At 41.4% G+C, this 20,069-nt stretch carries 14 protein-coding genes and 2 pseudogenes; 14 read left to right on the top strand and 2 right to left on the bottom strand.

Annotated elements, in window-relative coordinates:
- Nucleotides 1-34: 34 nt before the first annotated feature.
- From pglX to MF4640_RS14705, 13 genes and pseudogenes are all read left to right on the top strand, one after another.
- On the top strand, nt 35-3,532 hold the full coding sequence (pglX, locus tag MF4640_RS14770; RefSeq protein ID WP_078390062.1) for a BREX-1 system adenine-specific DNA-methyltransferase PglX: 3,498 nt from the start codon (nt 35-37) through the stop codon (nt 3,530-3,532).
- Between the two features lie 43 nt (nt 3,533-3,575).
- Nucleotides 3,576-6,200 (top strand): BREX-1 system phosphatase PglZ type A, encoded by a 2,625-nt coding sequence (gene pglZ, locus MF4640_RS14765; RefSeq protein ID WP_078390061.1) that lies wholly within the window; start codon nt 3,576-3,578, stop codon nt 6,198-6,200.
- A 29-nt stretch (nt 6,201-6,229) separates the two neighbouring features.
- Nucleotides 6,230-8,269, top strand: coding sequence for a protease Lon-related BREX system protein BrxL (gene brxL / locus MF4640_RS14760; RefSeq protein WP_078390060.1), 2,040 nt, complete (start codon nt 6,230-6,232; stop codon nt 8,267-8,269).
- A gap of 87 nt (nt 8,270-8,356) precedes the next feature.
- A complete protein-coding gene (locus MF4640_RS14755) occupies nt 8,357-12,076 on the top strand; it encodes an ATP-binding protein (protein WP_078390059.1) in 3,720 nt (1,239 codons plus the stop codon).
- A gap of 24 nt (nt 12,077-12,100) precedes the next feature.
- Complete coding sequence (locus MF4640_RS14750) at nt 12,101-12,733, top strand: condensin complex protein MksE (protein ID WP_004676008.1); 633 nt, start codon at nt 12,101-12,103, stop codon at nt 12,731-12,733.
- Complete coding sequence (locus MF4640_RS14745; protein WP_005100615.1) at nt 12,730-13,974, top strand: hypothetical protein; 1,245 nt, start codon at nt 12,730-12,732, stop codon at nt 13,972-13,974. The genes MF4640_RS14750 and MF4640_RS14745 overlap by 4 nt, the downstream gene beginning before the upstream one ends.
- A gap of 149 nt (nt 13,975-14,123) precedes the next feature.
- Nucleotides 14,124-14,831 carry a hypothetical protein gene (locus MF4640_RS14740; protein ID WP_227518671.1) on the top strand — a complete coding sequence of 236 codons (708 nt, stop codon included), beginning with the start codon at nt 14,124-14,126 and terminating at the stop codon, nt 14,829-14,831.
- A gap of 179 nt (nt 14,832-15,010) precedes the next feature.
- Nucleotides 15,011-15,577, top strand: coding sequence for a recombinase family protein (locus tag MF4640_RS14735; RefSeq protein WP_000678311.1), 567 nt, complete (start codon nt 15,011-15,013; stop codon nt 15,575-15,577).
- 919 nt (nt 15,578-16,496) lie between these two features.
- Nucleotides 16,497-16,817, top strand: coding sequence for a type II toxin-antitoxin system RelE/ParE family toxin (locus MF4640_RS14725; RefSeq protein ID WP_078390057.1), 321 nt, complete (start codon nt 16,497-16,499; stop codon nt 16,815-16,817).
- A complete protein-coding gene (gene nadS, locus MF4640_RS14720) occupies nt 16,810-17,082 on the top strand; it encodes a NadS family protein (RefSeq protein ID WP_004676016.1) in 273 nt (90 codons plus the stop codon). Before MF4640_RS14725 ends, nadS begins: the two co-directional genes overlap by 8 nt.
- A 151-nt stretch (nt 17,083-17,233) precedes the next feature.
- On the top strand, nt 17,234-17,539 hold the full coding sequence (locus MF4640_RS19500; RefSeq protein WP_078390056.1) for a hypothetical protein: 306 nt from the start codon (nt 17,234-17,236) through the stop codon (nt 17,537-17,539).
- Nucleotides 17,540-17,950: 411 nt separating this feature from the next.
- Nucleotides 17,951-18,238 (top strand): annotated as a pseudogene (locus MF4640_RS14710) (BrnT family toxin).
- Entirely contained in the window at nt 18,225-18,539 is a 315-nt protein-coding gene (locus MF4640_RS14705; protein ID WP_004282216.1) for a BrnA antitoxin family protein, read from the top strand. The pseudogene MF4640_RS14710 and the gene MF4640_RS14705 overlap by 14 nt, the downstream one beginning before the upstream one ends.
- Before the next feature lie 79 nt (nt 18,540-18,618).
- On the opposite strand, the gene MF4640_RS14700 is transcribed toward MF4640_RS14705, so the two are convergent.
- A complete protein-coding gene (locus MF4640_RS14700; RefSeq protein ID WP_057691016.1) occupies nt 18,619-19,377 on the bottom strand; it encodes a hypothetical protein in 759 nt (252 codons plus the stop codon).
- A gap of 168 nt (nt 19,378-19,545) precedes the next feature.
- Here MF4640_RS14700 and MF4640_RS14695 point away from each other — a divergent pair, with 168 nt between their 5' ends.
- Nucleotides 19,546-19,884, top strand: a complete 339-nt coding sequence (locus MF4640_RS14695; protein WP_062035473.1) for a hypothetical protein — start codon at nt 19,546-19,548, stop codon at nt 19,882-19,884.
- Nucleotides 19,885-19,994: 110 nt separating this feature from the next.
- Here MF4640_RS14695 and MF4640_RS19100 read toward each other — a convergent pair.
- Nucleotides 19,995-20,069, bottom strand: a pseudogene (locus MF4640_RS19100) (IS6 family transposase); the annotation flags it as partial.

Raw genomic sequence — 20,069 nt, 5'->3', positions numbered from 1 at the left:
ATATCAGCATCAGTCATTAATTTAAGGTTGAACTATGAACACCAGTAATATTAAAAAATACGCACCGCAAGCACGTAACGATTTTATTGCCGCTATGCGCAAGCAGGCGGCCAAATACGGCATCACCGCAGACCGCATTTTACCGGCAGAACAGAAAGGTGACTTGCTGCTGATAGGAGACAACGTTTTTCCATTGTCGGTGCTGAAACCACGTGACAAGCTGATCAAACGCATTCAAGCCAGCAGTTTTGAGCAGAGCATCGATTATATTGCCTACAGCTGGTTTAACCGTCTCTGTGCGATTCGCTACATGGAATGCAAAGGGTTGCTGGATCATGGCCGCCGTGTGCTAAGCAGTGCCGATGGCAGTGCCGGCTTGCCGCAGATTCTGGAAGAATGTCTGGATATTGAGTTACCGGGTTTAAATGCCAGCCGTGTGGCTGAGTTAAAGCTAGATGGCAATAAAGACGAAGAACTGTACCGGGAGCTATTACTGGCCCAATGTCATGCATTAAACCAAGTGATGCCACTCCTGTTTGAACAGGTTTCTGATGAATCTGAACTGTTATTACCGGATAACCTGACTAAAACCGATTCGTTGATCCGTGATCTGGTCAGCAGCATTCCGGAAGAAGACTGGTCGGATGTGCAGATTATTGGTTGGCTGTATCAGTTCTATATTTCTGAAAAGAAAGATCAGGTGATTGGTAAAGTCGTCAAGAGTGAAGATATTCCTGCAGCGACACAACTCTTCACCCCAAACTGGATTGTGAAGTATTTGGTGCAAAATAGTGTTGGTCGTCTATGGATGATGGCTCAGCCAGAAAGTACCCTAGCCAGTGATTGGGAATACTATATTCAGCCTGCGGAACAGACCGATGAAGTCAATGCACAGCTGAAACAGCTAATTGATGTTCGTATCAGTGAAGATGGCGATATCTTAAACCCTGAAAGCATTACGGTGCTGGATCCGGCCTGTGGTTCGGGGCATATTCTGGTGGAAGCCTATGATTGCTTAAAAGCGATTTATTTAGAACGTGGTTACCGCAGCCGTGATATTCCACGTTTGATTTTAGAAAAGAACCTGTACGGCATTGATATTGATACCCGTGCAGCACAGCTCTCAAGCTTTGCACTATTAATGAAAGCGCGTGAGGATGACCGCCGTCTATTTAGCAATCCACCGAAGCTGAATATTATTGCCTTACAGGACAGTCAGCCTGAACGTTTAGACGCATTGAGTCAGGACTTGGCAAATACTGGTATTGCTCAGACCGATTTAAAAGAACTGCTAGACCTATTTGAACATGCTTCGACCTTTGGTTCTTTGATTCAAATTCCAGCAGCATTTGCGAAGAAACTGCCTGAGTTAGAAAGCAAGCTGAATACAGCATTAGCGTCAGGGGATATTTTTGCACAGCAGTCAGCACAAGAGCTGTTACCGCTCGTCCAGCAAGCAAAATTACTGGCTAAACAATATGATGCAGTGATTGCGAATCCGCCGTATATGGGTGCTAAGGGGATGAATACAGCACTTAAAGATTTTGCCAAAAAGCAATTCCCAGACAGCAAGTCAGACCTATTTGCCATGTTTATTGAACGTGGGTTTGAATGGTGCAAAGACAGTGGCTTTAACAGCATGGTGACCATGCAAAGCTGGATGTTCTTGTCATCCTATGAAGCGATGCGTGAAAAGCTGTTACAAGATCGTACGATTCAGAACATGGCACATTTAGGTGCTCGAGCATTTCCTGAAATATCGGGTGAAGTGGTACAAGCGACAGCTTTTGTCATGCAATGTAAACACTTAAATAAATTCAAGCCAGTATTTTTCCGTCTTGTAAATACTGAGCAGACTCAAAAAGAATCTGAATTAAAAGCAGGGTTAAATCGATTTGATTCAATTGTTCAAGACGACTTTAATAAAATTCCTGGAAGTCCTATTGCTTATTGGTTAAGTGATAATATTAAGAAGGCCTTTGAAACAGGATATCCATTAGGCAATATTTCATCACCACGAAAGGGTAACTCAACGAGCAATAATGATAAGTTTTTGCGTTATTGGCCTGAGGTGAAAATTACAAATTTCGGAATTCGACAACCTGAATATAATAGCTCTTATCGGTGGTATCCATATAATAAAGGAGGTGGCTTTCTAAAGTGGTATGGACATAACAATTATTTAATTGATTGGCAAGAGCAAGGAAAAGCAATTCGTGAGATTCCTACAGCTGTTATTGCAAATGAGCAATATTTCTTTAAACCAGGATTAACATGGGGCACAGTAACTTCAGCTAACTTCAGTATTAGATGGTTTGAAGATGGATATATATTTGATAATGGTGGATGTTGCATATTTGATTCAGGGGATTTACGTTCTTATCTTTTAGCTCTTTTAAATTCCAAAATACTACCTAAGATACTGGGGGCAATAAGTCCTACACTTAATTTCCAGTCTGGAGATATAAGTAAATTTCCAGTAATAATGAATAAAGATATTTTAGATGCAATAAATCAATCTAGTTTAAATTTATTAAGTATTGGTAGAATCAATTGGGACTCATATGAAATCTCATGGGACTTTACTCAAAATCCTATCATTCGTAGCAATCAGCCGACCTTACAACAAGCCTTTAACACATGGCAACAACAAAATGCTGACGCCGTGGCTGAGATGAAACGTCTTGAAGAAGAAAATAATAAGCTGTTTATTGATGCTTATGGTTTACAGGATGAACTCACCCCAGATGTACCAGATGAGCAAATTACGCTGACCCGTGCCGACCGTGAAAAAGACAGCCAGCGTTTAGTCTCTTATGCACTTGGCTGCATGATGGGACGTTATAGCTTGGACGAACCAGGCTTGATCTATGCCCATGCAGGCAATCAAGACTTTGATGCAAGTCGTTATCAAACATTCCCAGCCGATGCTGATGGCATTATTCCATTGACCGAAATGCACTGGTTTGAAGATGATGCTACACACCGTATCCAAGAGTTCTTAACTGCAGTGTGGGGTAAAGATACACTGGATGCCAATATGTTGTGGCTAGAAGAAAGCTTGGATAAAAAAGCCAACGAAACCGCTGAAGAAACGATTCGCCGTTATTTGGCGAGTAAGTTCTACAAAGACCACATGCAGACCTATAAAAAGCGCCCGATCTACTGGTTATTCAGCAGTGGAAAACAGGGGGCTTTTCAGGCATTAATATACTTGCACCGCTATAACGAAAGTACTTTGGCGCGTATGCGTACCGAATATGTCATGCCACTGATTTCCAAAATGGCGGCTATGGTTAATTCTTTGCAAAGTGAAATCGAAAACAGTGATTCAGCTGCTGAAATTAAACGTAAAGAGAAAGAACTGCAAAACTTGCATAAGCAACAGGCTGAACTGAGTAGCTTTGAAGAAAAACTGCGCCACTATGCCGATCAGCGTATATCACTGGATCTAGATGATGGGGTGAAAGTGAACTACGGCAAGTTTGGGGACTTGTTGGCTGAAGTCAAAGCGATTACGGGGGAGAAGTGATGAATAGCTTTTCTTGCGAACGAGATCATGCAGAGGTGTTTGCATGAACTTAAATCAACTTCAACAAGGCCTGGAACAAGCCTTTTATACTGAACAGCACCGAATTGTCTTTTGGTACGACGCTGAACAGTCCTTTAGCGAAGAAGTAAAAGCGTTAAATCTGGGGGATGTCCAGATTCTGAATATGGCAGAAGAGTCGAGTCTGGCGATCAAGCTCAAACTGGAACTGCAAGATCAGCAGGGTAAATACTTGCTGTATTTCCCTAGTCCTGAGCCTGAAACCGAAAAAGACTGGCTACTGGACATCAAGCTCTATTCACGCAGCTTCTATGCCGATCGTTTCTCGATTATCTTCAATGAGCTTGGTTTACAACAGCAAAGTCTAAGAGAACATCTGGCTCAACGTGAAGAATTCCTCAAAGCCAAAGCCCGTCTGAGCGCGTTAAAACGCTATATCCAGCCAGATGCCGAAGCACAGGATCTGGACATGGCCATGATTGCGGCTGTGGTCAAGGCCGACAGTGCCGAGCTGATGCATATTGTCCTGGCGTTGGCAGATGAAATGGTACAGCAGAACCTGGCTCTGGAAGTCAATCCAGAATCCTTTGCTGAACTGGAAAAATTCCAACTGGTGCCAGCTTTAGTCACCGCATTACAGGCGGAAATTGGTTATCCAGCATCGGTTGAAGAATTGAATGGGGAAGCACCATTCAAGCTCGGTACGTTCTTTATCCGTTTGATGACTACAGGTTTCTGTGAAAGCTTGGGCGATATACCGCTATGGGCTCAAGAACTGGTGATGTCATCAGTCAGCTCCCGTGCAACAGCCAGAGCCTTTTTGTCGCGCTGGAGAGACAGCTCCAAATACTACCCAACCTTCGATACACTCTCCCAGACCGTGGCCAATGCACTGCGGATCCAAGAAAAGGTCGGGGCTTTTGATCTGGAGCAGCTGCTCGATGTCATGACCTTTGAAGTGATTGAACAAAAGATCATTGTTGATTTGGCCAGTCATATCCCTGCAGCAGCCAAAGCTGAACTGGAACATTTCAGAACGATTATTTCTACCCGTCTGGATGGCTATTGGGCTTCCAAACATAAGGACGATGCAACCCGCCGTAAATACCGTACCGTCTATACCGCGTTGCAGGCAGCCATTGACCTGTTCAGCCTGCGACTGCAGTTTGATGCCAGTTTCTATTTCGACTCTAGCGAAGCCTTGTATAAAGCCTACGAGCAGGAGTTGTATCGCTTTGATATGGCCTACCGCCACTACAGTGCTGCTTCTCAACGCGCTCATGTCGATATCCTAAAAAAACTCGATGAAGAAGTCGAAAATTGCTATTCCTACTGGTTTATTGACCACTTGGCACGAAACTGGGGAGAGCGGGTTGAAGCTGAGCAACGCTTGAATGTCTGGAAAGTGGCAGATATCCCAAATCAGCAGAACTTCTATGATACCCACGTCAGATCCTTACTGGGTTCTGCAACGAAACGCCGTATTGTGGTAATTATCAGTGATGCTTTCCGCTATGAAGCTGCGGTAGAGCTGCGTGATCGTATTAATGAAAAGCGTTATTCTGAAGCGACCTTGTCTTCACAGCTGGGCGTTGTCCCAAGTTACACCACACTTGGCATGGCCTCGTTGTTGCCGCATCAAACTTTGGAGTACAAAGAGGCCGCAGGGGATGATGTTTTAGTAGATGGGCAGTCCAGCAAAGGGACTGCAGCACGATCCAAAATTCTGGCTGCCTATAATGGATTGGCAGTTACCGCTGAAACGGTAAAAGGCTGGTCGCGTGATGAAGGTCGTGAAGCGCTGAAAGACCATGAGCTGATTTACGTTTATCACAACGTGATTGATGCACGTGGTGACAGCGCCTCGACAGAATCAGAAACCTTTATGGCGGTAGAACATGCCATTGAAGAGCTGACCGAACTCAGCCGCAAAATCTTAATGCACTTCAATATTTCTACCCTGTTGATTACAGCCGACCATGGCTTCCTGTTCCAGCAAAGTAAACTGGAATCTGCGGATCGTTCAAGCTTGACTGAAAAACCTACCAATACATTGAAGAGCAAAAAACGCTATGTGATTGGGCATGGTTTACCAGAGAGCAAGGAAGCATGGAAAGGCTCAACCCAAGCTACGGCAGGCACACTATCTGCGACTGATTTCTGGATTCCAAAAGGGGCGAACCGTTTCCATTTTGTAGGAGGCTCACGTTTTGTGCATGGCGGCATCATGCCTCAGGAAATTGTGGTGCCGGTACTGACTGTAAAACAGCTACGTGGTGAAAAAGCTGGGCAACGCACCAAGCGTAAAGTCGGTGTCATTTCCACCAAATCCACGCTGAAGATGGTCAATAACATCCAGAAGTTTGACTTGATGCAAACTGAAGCTGTCAGTGAGCTGGTCATGCCAGTGACTTTATCCATTGCCATTTATGATGGAGATCTCAAAGTTTCCAGTGAAGAAACTTTGACTTTTGATAGCAGTACCGACTCTGTTGCCGATCGGGTCAAACAGGTCAGACTGTCATTGTCTGGCACTGATTTTGACCGTAAGAAAGATTACTTCCTGGTACTGAAGGACAAAGACCTGAATATCGAGATGCAGCGCTATAAGGTCACCATTGATCTGGCATTTACCGATGACTTCTTCTGATAACGAATTAACGATAGAGCGTAGCCTACATGGAATCTGCTAACGATAAAGAACTGGATCAGCTGCTGAATGAACACTTTGCTGGGCGGGTGGTACGCAAGGATCTGACCAAACTGATCAAAGAAGGGGCCAATGTCCCGGTCTATGTACTCGAATACCTGCTAGGGATGTATTGTGCCTCGGATGACCCCGAGATCATTGAACAGGGACTACGTAACGTAAAGACCGTGCTGGCAGAGAACTATGTACGACCTGATGAAGCTGAGAAGGTGAAATCCCTGGTTCGTGAGCGTGGCAGTTATAAGGTCATTGATCGGGTGACCGTAAAGCTGAATGAGCGTAAGGACAAATATGAAGCATCATTTAGTAATCTGGGCATCAAAGATGCAGAGATCTCGGCAGGCATCGTCAAAGAGTATGAAAAGCTGCTGGTCGGTGGTATCTGGGTCATTGCTACGCTCAGTTATTATTTTGAAGAAGGACAGACTAGTTCTCCATTTGGGGTGAGTTTACTCAAGCCGATTCAAATGCCGAATATGAATATGGATGAACTCTTCAGTGGCAGAGCAGCATTAAGCACTGATCAGTGGCGCGAGAGTTTAATCCGTTCGATCGGCATGGAACCGGCTTCGTTAAAAGAGGACGTGCAATGGCACCTATTAGCGCGTATGGTTCCGTTCGTTGAAAATAACTATAACGTCTGTGAACTGGGACCACGCGGTACCGGGAAAAGCCATATTTACAAAGAGTGTTCACCGAATAGTATTTTAGTCTCCGGTGGGCAAACGACTGTCGCCAACCTGTTCTATAACATGAGTAGCCGCCGTATTGGTCTGGTGGGCTTATGGGATGTGGTAGCTTTTGATGAAGTCGCCGGTATTTCCTTTAAGGACAAAGATGGTGTACAGATCATGAAAGATTACATGGCCTCAGGATCTTTTGCCCGTGGTCGTGAACAGATGGAAGCCTCAGCTTCGATGGTTTTTGTGGGTAATATTAACCAAAGCGTCGAATCGTTGGTAAAAACCAGCCATCTCTTGGCACCTTTCCCTGAAGCCATGATCGATTCGGCATTCTTCGATCGTTTTCATGCTTATATCCCCGGCTGGGAAATTCCGAAGATGCGCCCGGAGTTCTTCACCAACCGTTATGGATTGATCGTTGATTATCTGGCTGAATTCTTCCGGGAAATGCGTAAGCGTAGCTTTGCAGACTCGATTGAGAAGTACTTCAAGCTCGGTAACAACCTGAATCAGCGTGATGTGATCGCAGTTCGCAAGACGGTTTCCGGATTGATGAAGCTGCTCTACCCACACGGTCAGTTTAATAAAGAAGATGTACGGCAATGTCTGGAATATGCGCTGCAGGTACGCCGTCGTGTCAAAGAGCAGCTGAAGAAAATTGGTGGCATGGAATTCTATGACGTTCATTTCAGCTACATCGATAATGATACCTTAGAAGAACATTTTGTATCGGTAAAAGAGCAGGGTGGTGGCGGACTGATTCCAGAAGGTCCAGCCAAGCCAGGTTTCTTATATACCATCGGGCTCAGTAATAAAGGCATGCCGGGGTTATACCGCTTAGAACTTCAAGTCACCAAAGGTTCAGGAAAGCTGGCGACGTCAGGCTTATGGAATTCAAGCAGTGCCAAGGAGCAGGTCAAGATCGCATTTGACTACTTCAAGGCCAATGCATCCAGAATATCGGGTGGTAGTAAGGTGATGGAACATGACTTCCACTTACATGTGGTTGAATTACAGAATACCGGCCCGCTCAGCCATCTTGCTCTGCCAAGTTTAGTGGCTTTCGCTTCTGGCCTCTTAGGACGATCGGTTCAAAGTCAGATGGTGGTACTGGGTGATATGAGCTTGGGTGGTTCTGTGACACCGGTGGAAAGTATTGCCGAATGTCTGCAAGTTGCTTTTGATGCGGGTGCCAAGAAGGTTGCTTTGCCAATGAGTAGTGCGGCAGATATCCCAACGATTCCTGTGGAACTGTTTACCAAGTTCCAGACCAGCTTCTATGCAGATCCGGTAGATGCGGTGTTTAAAGGGCTAGGGGTGGATTAATTTCATATCTGTCTGGAAGAGTTACAGTAGATTTTATTTAAAATTGAAGTATCCATTAGACTTATGAATATTTATAAAAGGTATATAATGAGTATTATTAACCCTCAAGAAACCTCTATGAAAGGTTTACAGTCAATCATTCTTTATGATTCTTTTCTTTCATCTAAACTATTCCGAGTTGATATTAGTGGTGGTCATACAAACATTACCGGTATCAACGGTGCAGGGAAAACCTCATTCCTGAACCTGATTCCTATTTTCTTTGGTGCCTCACCAAATGGGTTAATAGAGAAAGCTGCAAACAAGAAAAATTTCGTAGACTACTATTTGCCGAGCAGTCGAAGCATGGTGATTTTTGAATACCTTGCTCACTCAGGTACAAAGTGTGTGGTGCTGTATCGCAATAATAATCAGGGCAAGCACAACTACCGATTTGTTGATGGATGCGCGGAAGATACGCTATTAAGTGAGAGCAGTCTGGAAATCTTGGGTCTTTCTCAGAATGTGAAAGACGTATTTGATCAGGTTTATAAATCTGGCGTTGATGTGAGCCGTCAGATCGACAGCATCCCTGAATATATCTATACGCTGACTGCAGATAAATCACGACTGACAGGTGAAAGAAACCTTCGTGATTTATGCAACCGCTATTCACTGTCTGGAAGCAAACAACAGCTAAAATTCCTGAGCAATCTGACCCAGGTAACGATTAACCAGAACAATGTTGTCTCAAACTTCAAAACCATGTTAATTGAAGCGTATTTGGACAACGAGAAAATCAAAACAAAACCAACCTCTACCGCAGATTGGTTAGCAACCATCAATGATGTGAAAGCCCTACAAAGCCTTCAATCGGAAAAGCAGAAGATTATCTCTGGCATTCAGTTAAAGAATGCGGTCTTAGCCTCCTTTAATGCGCTTCATGCACACCTGTTGGTACTCCGGGACCATGTGGTGAACTACGAGCAGCAGATCAGTTCGATAGAGCATGAAATCTATGCGGTAAAGAACAAAGGGAATGAGACAGTCCGTAACCTGAATAACCAGATTGTACAAGTCAAAGAGCTGATTGCAGTAAAAGAAAAGTCTGCAGGTAACTTTAAACAGGCAATTCATGATATTGAAGTTGCGGAAAGACGTTATCAAGACATGAATATTTCCGTCATGGAACAGGAATATAAGAAACGTGCGCACTACTTCAACGAGATTGAAGAAGCGAAGAAATACAAACAGTTTTTGACTGAAAGCTACGAAAATATCAACCGCGAGTACGACAAGCATTCAGCAGATTTGCTTCGTGAAAAAATGGCATCCAGTGAAGCCCTTAATGCTGAATCTAACGAGGTTCAGGAGGCAATCAACCAGTTGCGAAACCGCTTTGATCTCAAGGTGAAAGAGCTTGAGCGCAAACAGGCTGAACAGCTCCAAATTCTTGATCAAGAAATTTCCAGTGAACGTCAAAGGCTTCTGGATATCCAGTCAGCAGCTATGGAGCGCATGCACCAATCAACACTGTTTACGGATGAAGAAAACCTACAGCTACAGCGCCTCAAGTTGGCTTATGAAGTCAAAGAGAATACCTTGTCTGCAAAGTCTGACGAATTGAAAGCGGCTCAAAACAAGCTTAAACAACTTAATTTTGATCAAAACAAGGCGCAGTATGATCTTAATGGATTAAAAGCCAAGCTTGAGAAAGCCAAGCAGTCAGAAGAGAATCTGCGTACAACCCTGTTCCAGAAAGACACCTTGCTACGGTTCCTGAATGATGCACCGAATGAAGATGTGGACTGGCGTACTACCATTGCGAAGGTCATCAATCCTGAGCTTTTCTTCAAAACCAACCTGAACCCTGTCTGGCAAACTGGCGTGAATGCCAATGCGCTAAGCCTCTATGGTCTTGAAATAGACCTGAACAAGTTGGAGATTCCAGGGGAAGCCGACAGTCTTGAGCAACTACAAATACGTCTGAAAGATGCCGAGATTTACACGGCTTCTTTGGTTGAGCAGTACGACAAGCAATCGCATCTGGCTCAGTCCATCCATAGAGAGATCAACGAGACCAATATTGCAGTTGTTAAACTCGAAAATGAGTTAAATACCCTGCAAAACGAGAAGCAGCAAGCCCGACAGGTTTATGACCAGACTGAGAAAGAGCTGAAAGCGAAGAAGGCAGAAGCTACACGTATTGAGCAAGAAGCTGTAAATAGAGCGAAATACGAGCTGCAAACTTTCAACAATCAGATTGAGCCGAAGAAACGTGGTGAGCTTCGATCAGCCAACATGCTTGAAAAAAATGGCTTAAAGGAGAGCTATGATGCGTCCTATGCAGACTTGCGTATCAAGCTTGATCTGATTGCCACAAAGGAAAAGCAGCTAGAGAGCAGCTATCAAGCCAAGATGGATGATTTGACCAACCTGTATCACAGCAAACTGCGTGAGCAAGGCGTGGATGAAAATATCCTGAAACAGGCAGAAATGAAGATCAAGGCTGCGATTGCACAGCACACCAAAGTCAAAGGCTATGAAAGCATTTTGGCTGAGTACGATATGTGGAAGAAAAACCACTATCAGTACAAGCAGAACCATATCGAGGACATGAACCAAGCTCTGAAACTTGTATCTGAATACAGCCACAATCTTTCCAAACTGGAAAGTGAGCTTGAACAAGTCCGAACCTCCCTTCGTACAAGAGTGGACAATCTTGAAGCGAGTGCACAAGATTTCAGGGAGAAAATCAAAAAGCTGGATAAACAGGGGCGTGAAATCGAAAACCTGTTCGATGACGATATCCTATTGGTAGAGGTAGATCGACCTGAGTTTTTAAGCTTCGACAGCTTCTCTCGTGATCTGGGTACGTTGGCTGATACACAGAAGAAACAGATTTATCAATTACGCTTGCAGACAAACGCTTCTAAGGCATTACTGCGCAAATATGAAGCCTTCTCTCTGTTCAAGCTGTTTGAGGAAAAGATGGAGAGTATGGGGACTACCAGTGAAACCATGAACACCATTAACTCCATGTCTACCATCGAAAGCATCATGGACTACGACTTGCCGAAAAAGCATGATGCAGTCACAAACATTTTCCGTAATAAATCGGCTCAGTTGCGTAACTATATTCAGGAAATCCTTAATCTAAATAAGCGTTTAAAGAGCGTATCTACGGAACTGTCTGGCTACCTGAACCGTAGCAACAAGTTCAAGGCATTCACTGACTTCTCAATGAATCTGGAAAGTGTGCTGAATGACAAGAACACCCTAGATCAGCTCAATCAGTTTGTTTTGCAGTGTGAGGACTATCAATCCTTTGAAAACATGCAAAGCAGCTCCATTCCGAGCGAGGATTTCATTCGTTGCTGTGAATACACCTTAAAGGCAATTGAAAGCACCAAAGGACATACTGATGATATCCGCTCTATGGTACGTCTGAAAATGAGCGTGATGAACAATGGTCGTCTTGCCGAGCTGCGTACTGACAACGACTTTACCAGTGCAGGGAGTACAGGAACGTCACGTATTCTGGTGCTGATCATGTTCCTCGCATTGTCACGGAAGTTATGCCCTGATAACTCGACCTACATCCATATCCCGCTTGACGAGATTGGCAACTTTGATGCGATCAACACCAATTTGCTGTTCGACATGATGGACCATAACAAAATCTATCTGGTCTGTGCTCAACCGGAAAACTCAACCTCTAACCACAAGTTTAAGAATCTCTACATTGTTGGAGCCAATGGTGTCAGCACTGTTGTTCCACTGGAAATCGAAGGCGATAACCCATTGCTTGCAGCAGAACCAGTCTAATAGGGAAAAAGTGGAGAATTTTAAATGGCTGATAAACGATTAACAAAAGTAGCGACCAAATTATTAGAAGGTTATCTAATTGACCAGTGGAGTGATTTTGAGAACTTTGAGTTTTTGAATGATGTCGAATTTTTAGATCAACTAAACAACCATATTAGTTTTCTAGGCAAAAAGTGTATTCAGACACCGTGCGGTGGTGGGTATTTCCTGATTTACCTTGATATTGAAAGTGACCCTGAGATCAAAAAGGTCATCACCAAACAGTTTGAGGAAAACGTCAGCAAAATGGAGCCACTTGTGGACTGGCTGCGACTGTTCAGAAAGGCAGGGGGGCGCAATGAACCTCTGATTGGAGGCGACAGAATTACGTCTGGTGAAATCCTGGTTGAAGTGGAGAAGTCCAAGCATGTCCAAAAAGGGCTAAAAGAACTCTCTGCAAAGTTGGGTAAGACCGCAAGCACAGTGAAAGACCAGATCAACGGTGTTATTCAGTTTTTGGTACAGCGCGAATATTTAGTGCCGGTTGGGGTTGTGGGTACTGAGTTTTTGGCAACTTCACGTTGGTCGATTTTCTACGATGAAGCTGAGTACCTTGCCGAACACAATGCGATTGATATCACTCAAACAGATGATGTGGAGCAGGGCGAGTTACTATGATCGACTTCGTGAATCCGGCTGAACGTGGGGCGAAGGTTTTCTCTGCAAACATTGATGCTATTGCCGAAGCAATCATGTTTACCAGTTCGTCTATTCAGGTCAATGAATCAAACAAATCCTTGATTGATAATTTGCTGTCTTGCGATCTTGGGTATCTGGATGCAGAAAAAAACACGCTGCATCTAAGAAACTTCGTCATTGAGTTTGTGAATTTCTATAAAAACAGAAAGAAACGCAACATTTCCGCACCCGACATTAGCGGTCTGATTGATCGTATCAAAACGGTGAGTACCGACTATGCCTTGTCAAAAGTCGAGGACCCGGAAAGTGCCGAAGTATTAAAGGTTGAAGCAAGTGACCTGATTATTGAGCTTTCAAACAATATCAGCGAGAACATGACCAATTTTGCCGATCAGTGCTTTGAGTATCTGTCGCTGTTCAACAACTACGACATGAAAATGCGTAAGGCTGAACAAAGCTTAAAGACTGCCAAAATGCTAATTACGGCACTGGAAATCCTTTCACCAAATACGATGGATGAATTGGCGGTAGGTGATGCAGACTTGCAGAGAGTGATCTCCAAACGTCTCAAGCCAAGCGTGTTTGAAGCCATTGAAGAAATGAACCACAGCCATCACCGACTGGACAAGCAACTCTTTGAATGGAAAAAGGACATAAAAACCCAGGAGCGAATCAATCTGATTGATGCGCTGCACCGTCATTTTGCCAACAACCGGACGCTGAATGCCGATATTGATTTCAACAAGGCACCTGATAGCTTCCGTCGTGTACCACTTATCAAGCTGAAAGCTCGTGCCGATATCTACCTTGAGGATTTTGAGAACACTTTATCTGCGGTAGCTCAGACAGCCAATCAGAAGCGTGTTAAAAAAGATGGTCCAGTTGTTGAAAAAAAACGCCCACCGGTAGAGAAGGCAACGCATACGATAGTGAAGGCAGTCTCACCTCTGGATAAAGCTGCATTTTTCTTCTTTGACGCTTTTGGCAGTCCGGCAATCAATGAAATATCAGCAAAGAACGCCTACATACGCCTAGAGCCTGGATGCAAATTTGAATACTGGATTAGTCGCCTCCTGTATGAGTTTGAACTCAACCACTCAAACCATCTTGAGTTGCAGTTAGTGGGTGAAACGGATGCTAAATATAATGGCAACTACTACATTTCAGATATCGTGTTTCGTCGCAAAGACAGCAACGGAAAGGTGATGCAATGCGCTTAGGGCAAAGAGAACTCTCAATCATTCAGACGGTTTTACAGCTTAAAACCAGAGTGGTGAAGCTTAACAAGACATGGACAATGCTGAACAAAGACATGCAGATCGGCAGCATCATCAAACGTGAGCTGCATCTAAGTGAATCAGATCTTGATGTGCTTCGGGTTCTGTACGGAAAGCATGTAAAAACGGAGCCAGAGGTAACGTATGACTCCAATGCAGACCGAATATCGCTTGCTGATCATCGTATAGATGAAAAGTCTGGCAATGCCAGCGTTTTCGGTGAGCAGCTTTGGTTTGCTGCGATCAATGCACAACTACCGTTAAAGTCCGGTGAGATGCACATTGCACATCCTGGCGTGACAACAGCCGTGTCCTTAGAGCATCTTGCAGTAGAAAAAATCAGGAAGCTGATCATTATTGAGAATGGCACTATGCTTGTACGGATTTCGGACTGGTATCAGCAAGTTCCACTCGAATGGCAAGACAGCCTATTCCTTTACAGGGGGCATGGTAAGAACTGCCGGTCAGTCAATCAGTTGCTTGAAGTTCTGCCAGAAGAATGTCCGGTAGCGGTGTATACCGATTTCGACCTGTATGGGTTGAATATCGCCAATAATTTCAACCTGATCAGACCAGTCTCTGTGATGGTTCCCCAATGTTGGCAAAGCATTAAAGAACAACACCCTGATAACAACTTCTATAAGTATGTAGACCAGTCAGAGTACATTTCGGATTTGTCGGAAACCGAAGGCATGTCGGAGCCGATGAAAGCGATCTTGAAGCATGTGAACTTCAATAAAGTTGCAGTTATGCAAGAGAACGTGAACCGGCTTGGTCCATTGGTGTGTATAGCAATTTAAGGGCACTGTTGCAAAAGTTCAAGGTGTTACTTTAGACTATACCCCAAAGTTACAATCTGAAAGTTCATGAAATTATGTATCATTTAAATGATTTTTAATCATAAGTAACATGTAACTTTAGTGTTAAAGATTTATAATTTACGAAATTGTTCATTTTTATCCAATTAGGGCGTGAAAAAGTGAAAGGCCAAAAAGTAGGGTATGTTCGGGTAAGTTCTGTCGAGCAAAACACTGGACGTCAACTTGAAGGAATTGAGGTCGATCGGATTTTTGTTGACCGTGCTTCAGGTAAAAATACTGACCGACCTAAATTTCAGGAAATGTTGAACTATGTCCGGGAAGGGGACAGGGTGATTGTACATTCAATGGATCGTTTTGCGCGAAGCCTAAAAGATTTGGTCACTGAAGTAGATAAACTGGTCAAACGAGGGATCGCCATCCAGTTTGTAAAAGAAAATATTACTTTTACAGCCGAATCCACCCCGATGGATAATTTGATGCTTCAAATGATGGGTGCTTTTGCACAGTTCGAACGTGAGATCATTTTAGAGCGGCAAAAGGAAGGAATAAAACTCGCCTCTGCTCAGGGGAAGTACAAAGGTCGGGTGCATAAACTAAAGCCTGACCAAGCTGAAGCTTTACGACAAGCATGGAAGGAGGGGAAGTATCCATCGAAAATGGCATTAGGGAAAGCTTTTGGGATTAGTCGTCAGGCGGTATACCGATATTTACAAGTTAGTGAATAGCTTATTGGGATTAGCAACTAAATTTAGTTTAACTTATAAAAATCATGAAACACTGTTCGAATTTTAAGCGTGGAACATGAATAATCAATAAAAAGCCGCTCTGGTGCCCTATATTCCAGAACGGCTTGCTTTAATATAATGATATTTAAAGAGAAATATCAAGCATTACGTATAAGGTGTATTATGTTAATTTTAGGAAATCTTAAAATAGATATTATTTGGTATAATTGATAATTATTCTTACTTATAATTTTTTATGAAAATATTAAACAAACTCCTTAGTCTTGAATTAGCAATTGGTTCTTCATTAAGTCAGAAGACTAATTTAATCCTCTCTTTTTTATTTGCTTTAATTTTTACAGGGATCGCTCTTTCTATTGAGAATAAAACTTACATATGTATTTTTGCAGGAATGCTACTTTTTTGGCAGAGATACGTTGTTTTGAAGTTAAGAAATAAAGAGCTAAAGTAAATGAAATTAGTAAAAAAATATCCCCACTTAACATAATGGCGGTTATACGAAATTAGTAGTTTTTACGCGGAATTCCTAACGTATTCATCTTTTGTCTTATATCTTTATTTTTACCAATAGGTAAAATATATTCATAACCTACATCGAAAAGTAGGTAATTAAGAAAAAAATTACAACGTTTTATAAGCCCTATAGTAACGGGAGAGACTATAGGGCTTTTTATTTATCTTAATATTCATATATCTATGATGAAGCCATGATGCTCTGCGATATAAAAAACCGGCTTAAGAATAGACCGGTCTTTTATGATATTTGCTAAAATACTCTTTTGAAATATAAAAAACTAAGCGTGTATAGCACTGGGTCTAGGTGTGAGAGCAACAACTCTCGTTTTTTAATACGGAAACTGATAGAATTCTTTATACGCCATTGACGTATAAAGAATCTATGTTATTCATTGAAACCAGTATCTTTACCAAGCAAATCAAAGACCTTGTATCTGATGAAGAATATCGTCAACTTCAACAAGATCTATTGGTTCAGCCAGATAAAGGTGACTTAATCAAGAATGGCGGTGGCATTCGAAAAGTACGTTGTGCTCAAGGGAATAAAGGCAAAAGTGCCGGTATCAGAGTAATTTACTATTGGGTAAATGAGGATGATCAAATCTTTTTCTTGGTGGCTTATCCAAAATCTGTAAAAGATAATCTAACGGATAAAGAAACCGCCATTCTGCGCCAACTCGTGAAGGAGCAATTTCATGGATAACAACTTATTTGATGACTTAGTTGCTTCGATTAAAGAAGCAGGAGCAATCAAGCGCAAAGAGATCCAAGCTAGTCGAACGACCGAACTTGAATTACCAGATATTAAGGAAGTGCGAGAAAAAACTGGTTTAAGTCAAAGCGAATTTGCAGCACGTCTCCACATTAGCCATCGTACTCTGCAAAACTGGGAACAAGGCCGACGCTATCCAACAGGACCAGCAGCAACATTGATTCGAATTTTAGATGCACATCCTAGTCTTATTTAAAAAAATGCATTAAAAATGGGAGCTTAGCTCCCATTTTTTGACTTCGTATAACGTGCATTATGTTAATTTTAGGGAAATTTAAGAATCAATACTAATGTAATTTATTAATCCTTTATTTTTAGGCTAATAAAAATATTCGAGTTATGTAGATATGAATGATGTAAGAGATGGATTATTGCTTTTGGAAATGGATGAAAATAGTCTAGAAAACCATACATACTCTTTAGAAGATGTAAGGAACGTAGTCATTTATGCACTTTCTGAAAGCGTATCAAACTATTGGCCTGAATTAGCTTTAAACTGGCTTCAAAAAAGACCTGAGTATATTGATAGTGATGTTTTATATTGGATTGAGGATCTAATTAAGGATAAAAATAAGTATTCTCAGAAGGTTAGACATCAGGCCATAAAGATACGTAAGGATTTTTTGGAAATAGCTACGTTAAAACGCATCTGATCGCATTTTACTTATTTAAATTTTGGAACAAGATAGGCTGTTCTTAGCTTATTCACTTAAGCTGGCACAAGCATCAATGAATCATTATAAAATCGCTTACCCAGAGAGAAAAATTGGGTACTCCATTGGATATGATTCAGGAGATTTTATTACTGGAGGGTGGATCTAATTCTCCCATTTAACATAATAGAGCTTATACGAAACGCATATAAAAATAGTTTTATATTTCAAAAAGTTATGCTATAAAAAATCGGGGACGCAAACCCGAAAAGCTGACTTGGAAACAAGTCGGCTTTTTTATGATCGTTTTTGATAGTTCTTGCCAATAATTTTGACTAAAAATTACGCATTTCAGTTTGAGTGATACAATTTTGTGATACATTATTGTATATACAAATTTGAATGTTTTTTATGGAACAGTATTTCGAATGGGATGAGGCAAAGAATCGAAAGAATCAGAAAAAACACGATGTCTCTTTCTAAACGGCAAGCCTTGTTTTTGAAGATCCTCTAAGGATCTCAATCCAGGACAGACATACCGATGGCGAAGAACGTTGGCAGACCATTGGAAAAGTGAAAGGCGTACTAATGCTCTTAGTAGCTCATACCATCTTTGATGAAGATGACTGTGAAATCATACGAATCATTAGTGCAAGACAGGTAACTAAAGCAGAGCGAGATAAATATGAGCATGGTTAGATACTCACGCAAAGAACTGAATGAAAAATTCAGCGACAAGCAAGATGCTGAAATTGAACGCTTGCTTGCTAAGGGAACGGTTCCTGACGATCAGCTAGATTTATCAGATATTCCTGAAATTACCGACTGGAGTAATGCTGTACGCCACAATCAATTCTATCGTCCAGTAAAGCAACAAACTTCAATTCGGTTAGATGCTGATGTGCTTGCTTGGTTCAAAGCACAGGGAAAAGGTTATCAAACACGTATGAATGAAATCTTACGGGATGCTATGCTCAAAGAATTAAAAAATCATCAATAAAAATGGGAGCTTAGGCTCCCATTTTTAATTTCGTATAAGGTGTATTAGGTTGATTTTAGAAATATTAGTAAAAATGATATCAATTACTAACTCTAATTTGAGCTTTAAAATCATCAATATTTTTGCTTGCATCAAAAAGTTTAAAGTATTTCAATGCTACCTTTCGTGCTTCATTTGAAGATGCTCTCCAATGGGCTGGATGAGGCACTCGAAGTACAAGGGTTTCATTATTCCAGATACGCATAGTAAATTTATCTACATGCTCTCCAGTCATTATTTTCTCGTTGCTTAAGAGTTCTAAACTTTCTTCAAGTTTAGGGAAATTATTGTGATATTGACCAGTGAAAAAAATAACTTTAGGTTTTAATCGTTTTATTTGCTCAGACAAATTTTGAATAGATAATTTTTCTAGATGTACGGAAATTTCTTCATATTCAGATTTCTTCCTGAATGTATTAAAAGACTTTTTCTTATAGTCAAAGAAGTAAAAGTTTAACCACTGTACAGGTTCATTATTATTAATCTGTTTAACTTTCCTCAAAAATTGAAGAAAACGACTTTGATCTTTTGTTTGTCCATATAATTCAGCATGGCGGTCTTTACTTTTTTTAATCACATTTTCAAAGCTAATATCATCATTTAGAAAATCTTTTAACCGCCCTTGCCATCCTTTAGTTTCTTGACCAACTATAAGCACTTTATTCTTCGAGAAATCAAATAAAGGATCAAAATTAGGGATAAATGGGTAACTCAAATCATGTAAACATTCTTTTTCAGCAACAGATAAGTGGTCTAAATACTCTTTTAACTTTTCCAATTTTGGCGTGTATTCAATCAATTTTTATATCCATTAAATAAAGTTAATATTAGGCCTCTTGCGAAAGTATCATTTTTAACTATTTTAGACTTTGATATTTATTTAAAAATCAACAATTATCACTGATTAAATTTTGACTAACGCAAGAGGTCTAGTATATAGAATATTATATAAAGATAGGTATGCCATATGAAGATTGGAATTTTTTGGTATTGGAAAGATGAGGTCTTAGGAGTTGCACATGATTTCGCTCTTTCAGATATTGACTCTATAGGGTTAGCCGATAGTAATTATGCTCATATAGAGTATTGGAAAGTTCTTCAAAGCAGGATGAATGATTTGAAATATATAGAATATGAAGAAATTCCAAGAGGAAGAGCTATTTTTAATTCAAAATTAAATAAACTAGTAATTTATTTGGACAAAAGTCTTCTAATACGCTCTAAAGTTGAAAAAATTTCTCAATTTTATGAGGCTAACTTTGAACAAATAATTATTAGAAGTGATCCACATTACAGAACAAAATAAATCTATTTAACATAAAATCTCTTATGCGAAATTCAGTTGTAACCCCCAAATAGAAATGGGCACTGTTGCAAATAGAGATTTGAGTCGATGATGTTCCCTTTAAAAAGTACTTAGAGACCGAAAACCCTGTTGATTAGACACACTTCACCCTGAGGCTGACCATAATAAAATGACGATGCTTGTCC

This window comes from Acinetobacter sp. MF4640 (genome assembly GCF_002018895.1).
GTDB classification, from domain to species: domain Bacteria; phylum Pseudomonadota; class Gammaproteobacteria; order Pseudomonadales; family Moraxellaceae; genus Acinetobacter; species Acinetobacter johnsonii.
The sequence above is the reverse complement of the archived record's forward strand: the minus strand, read 5'-3'. Positions and strand labels throughout refer to the sequence as shown.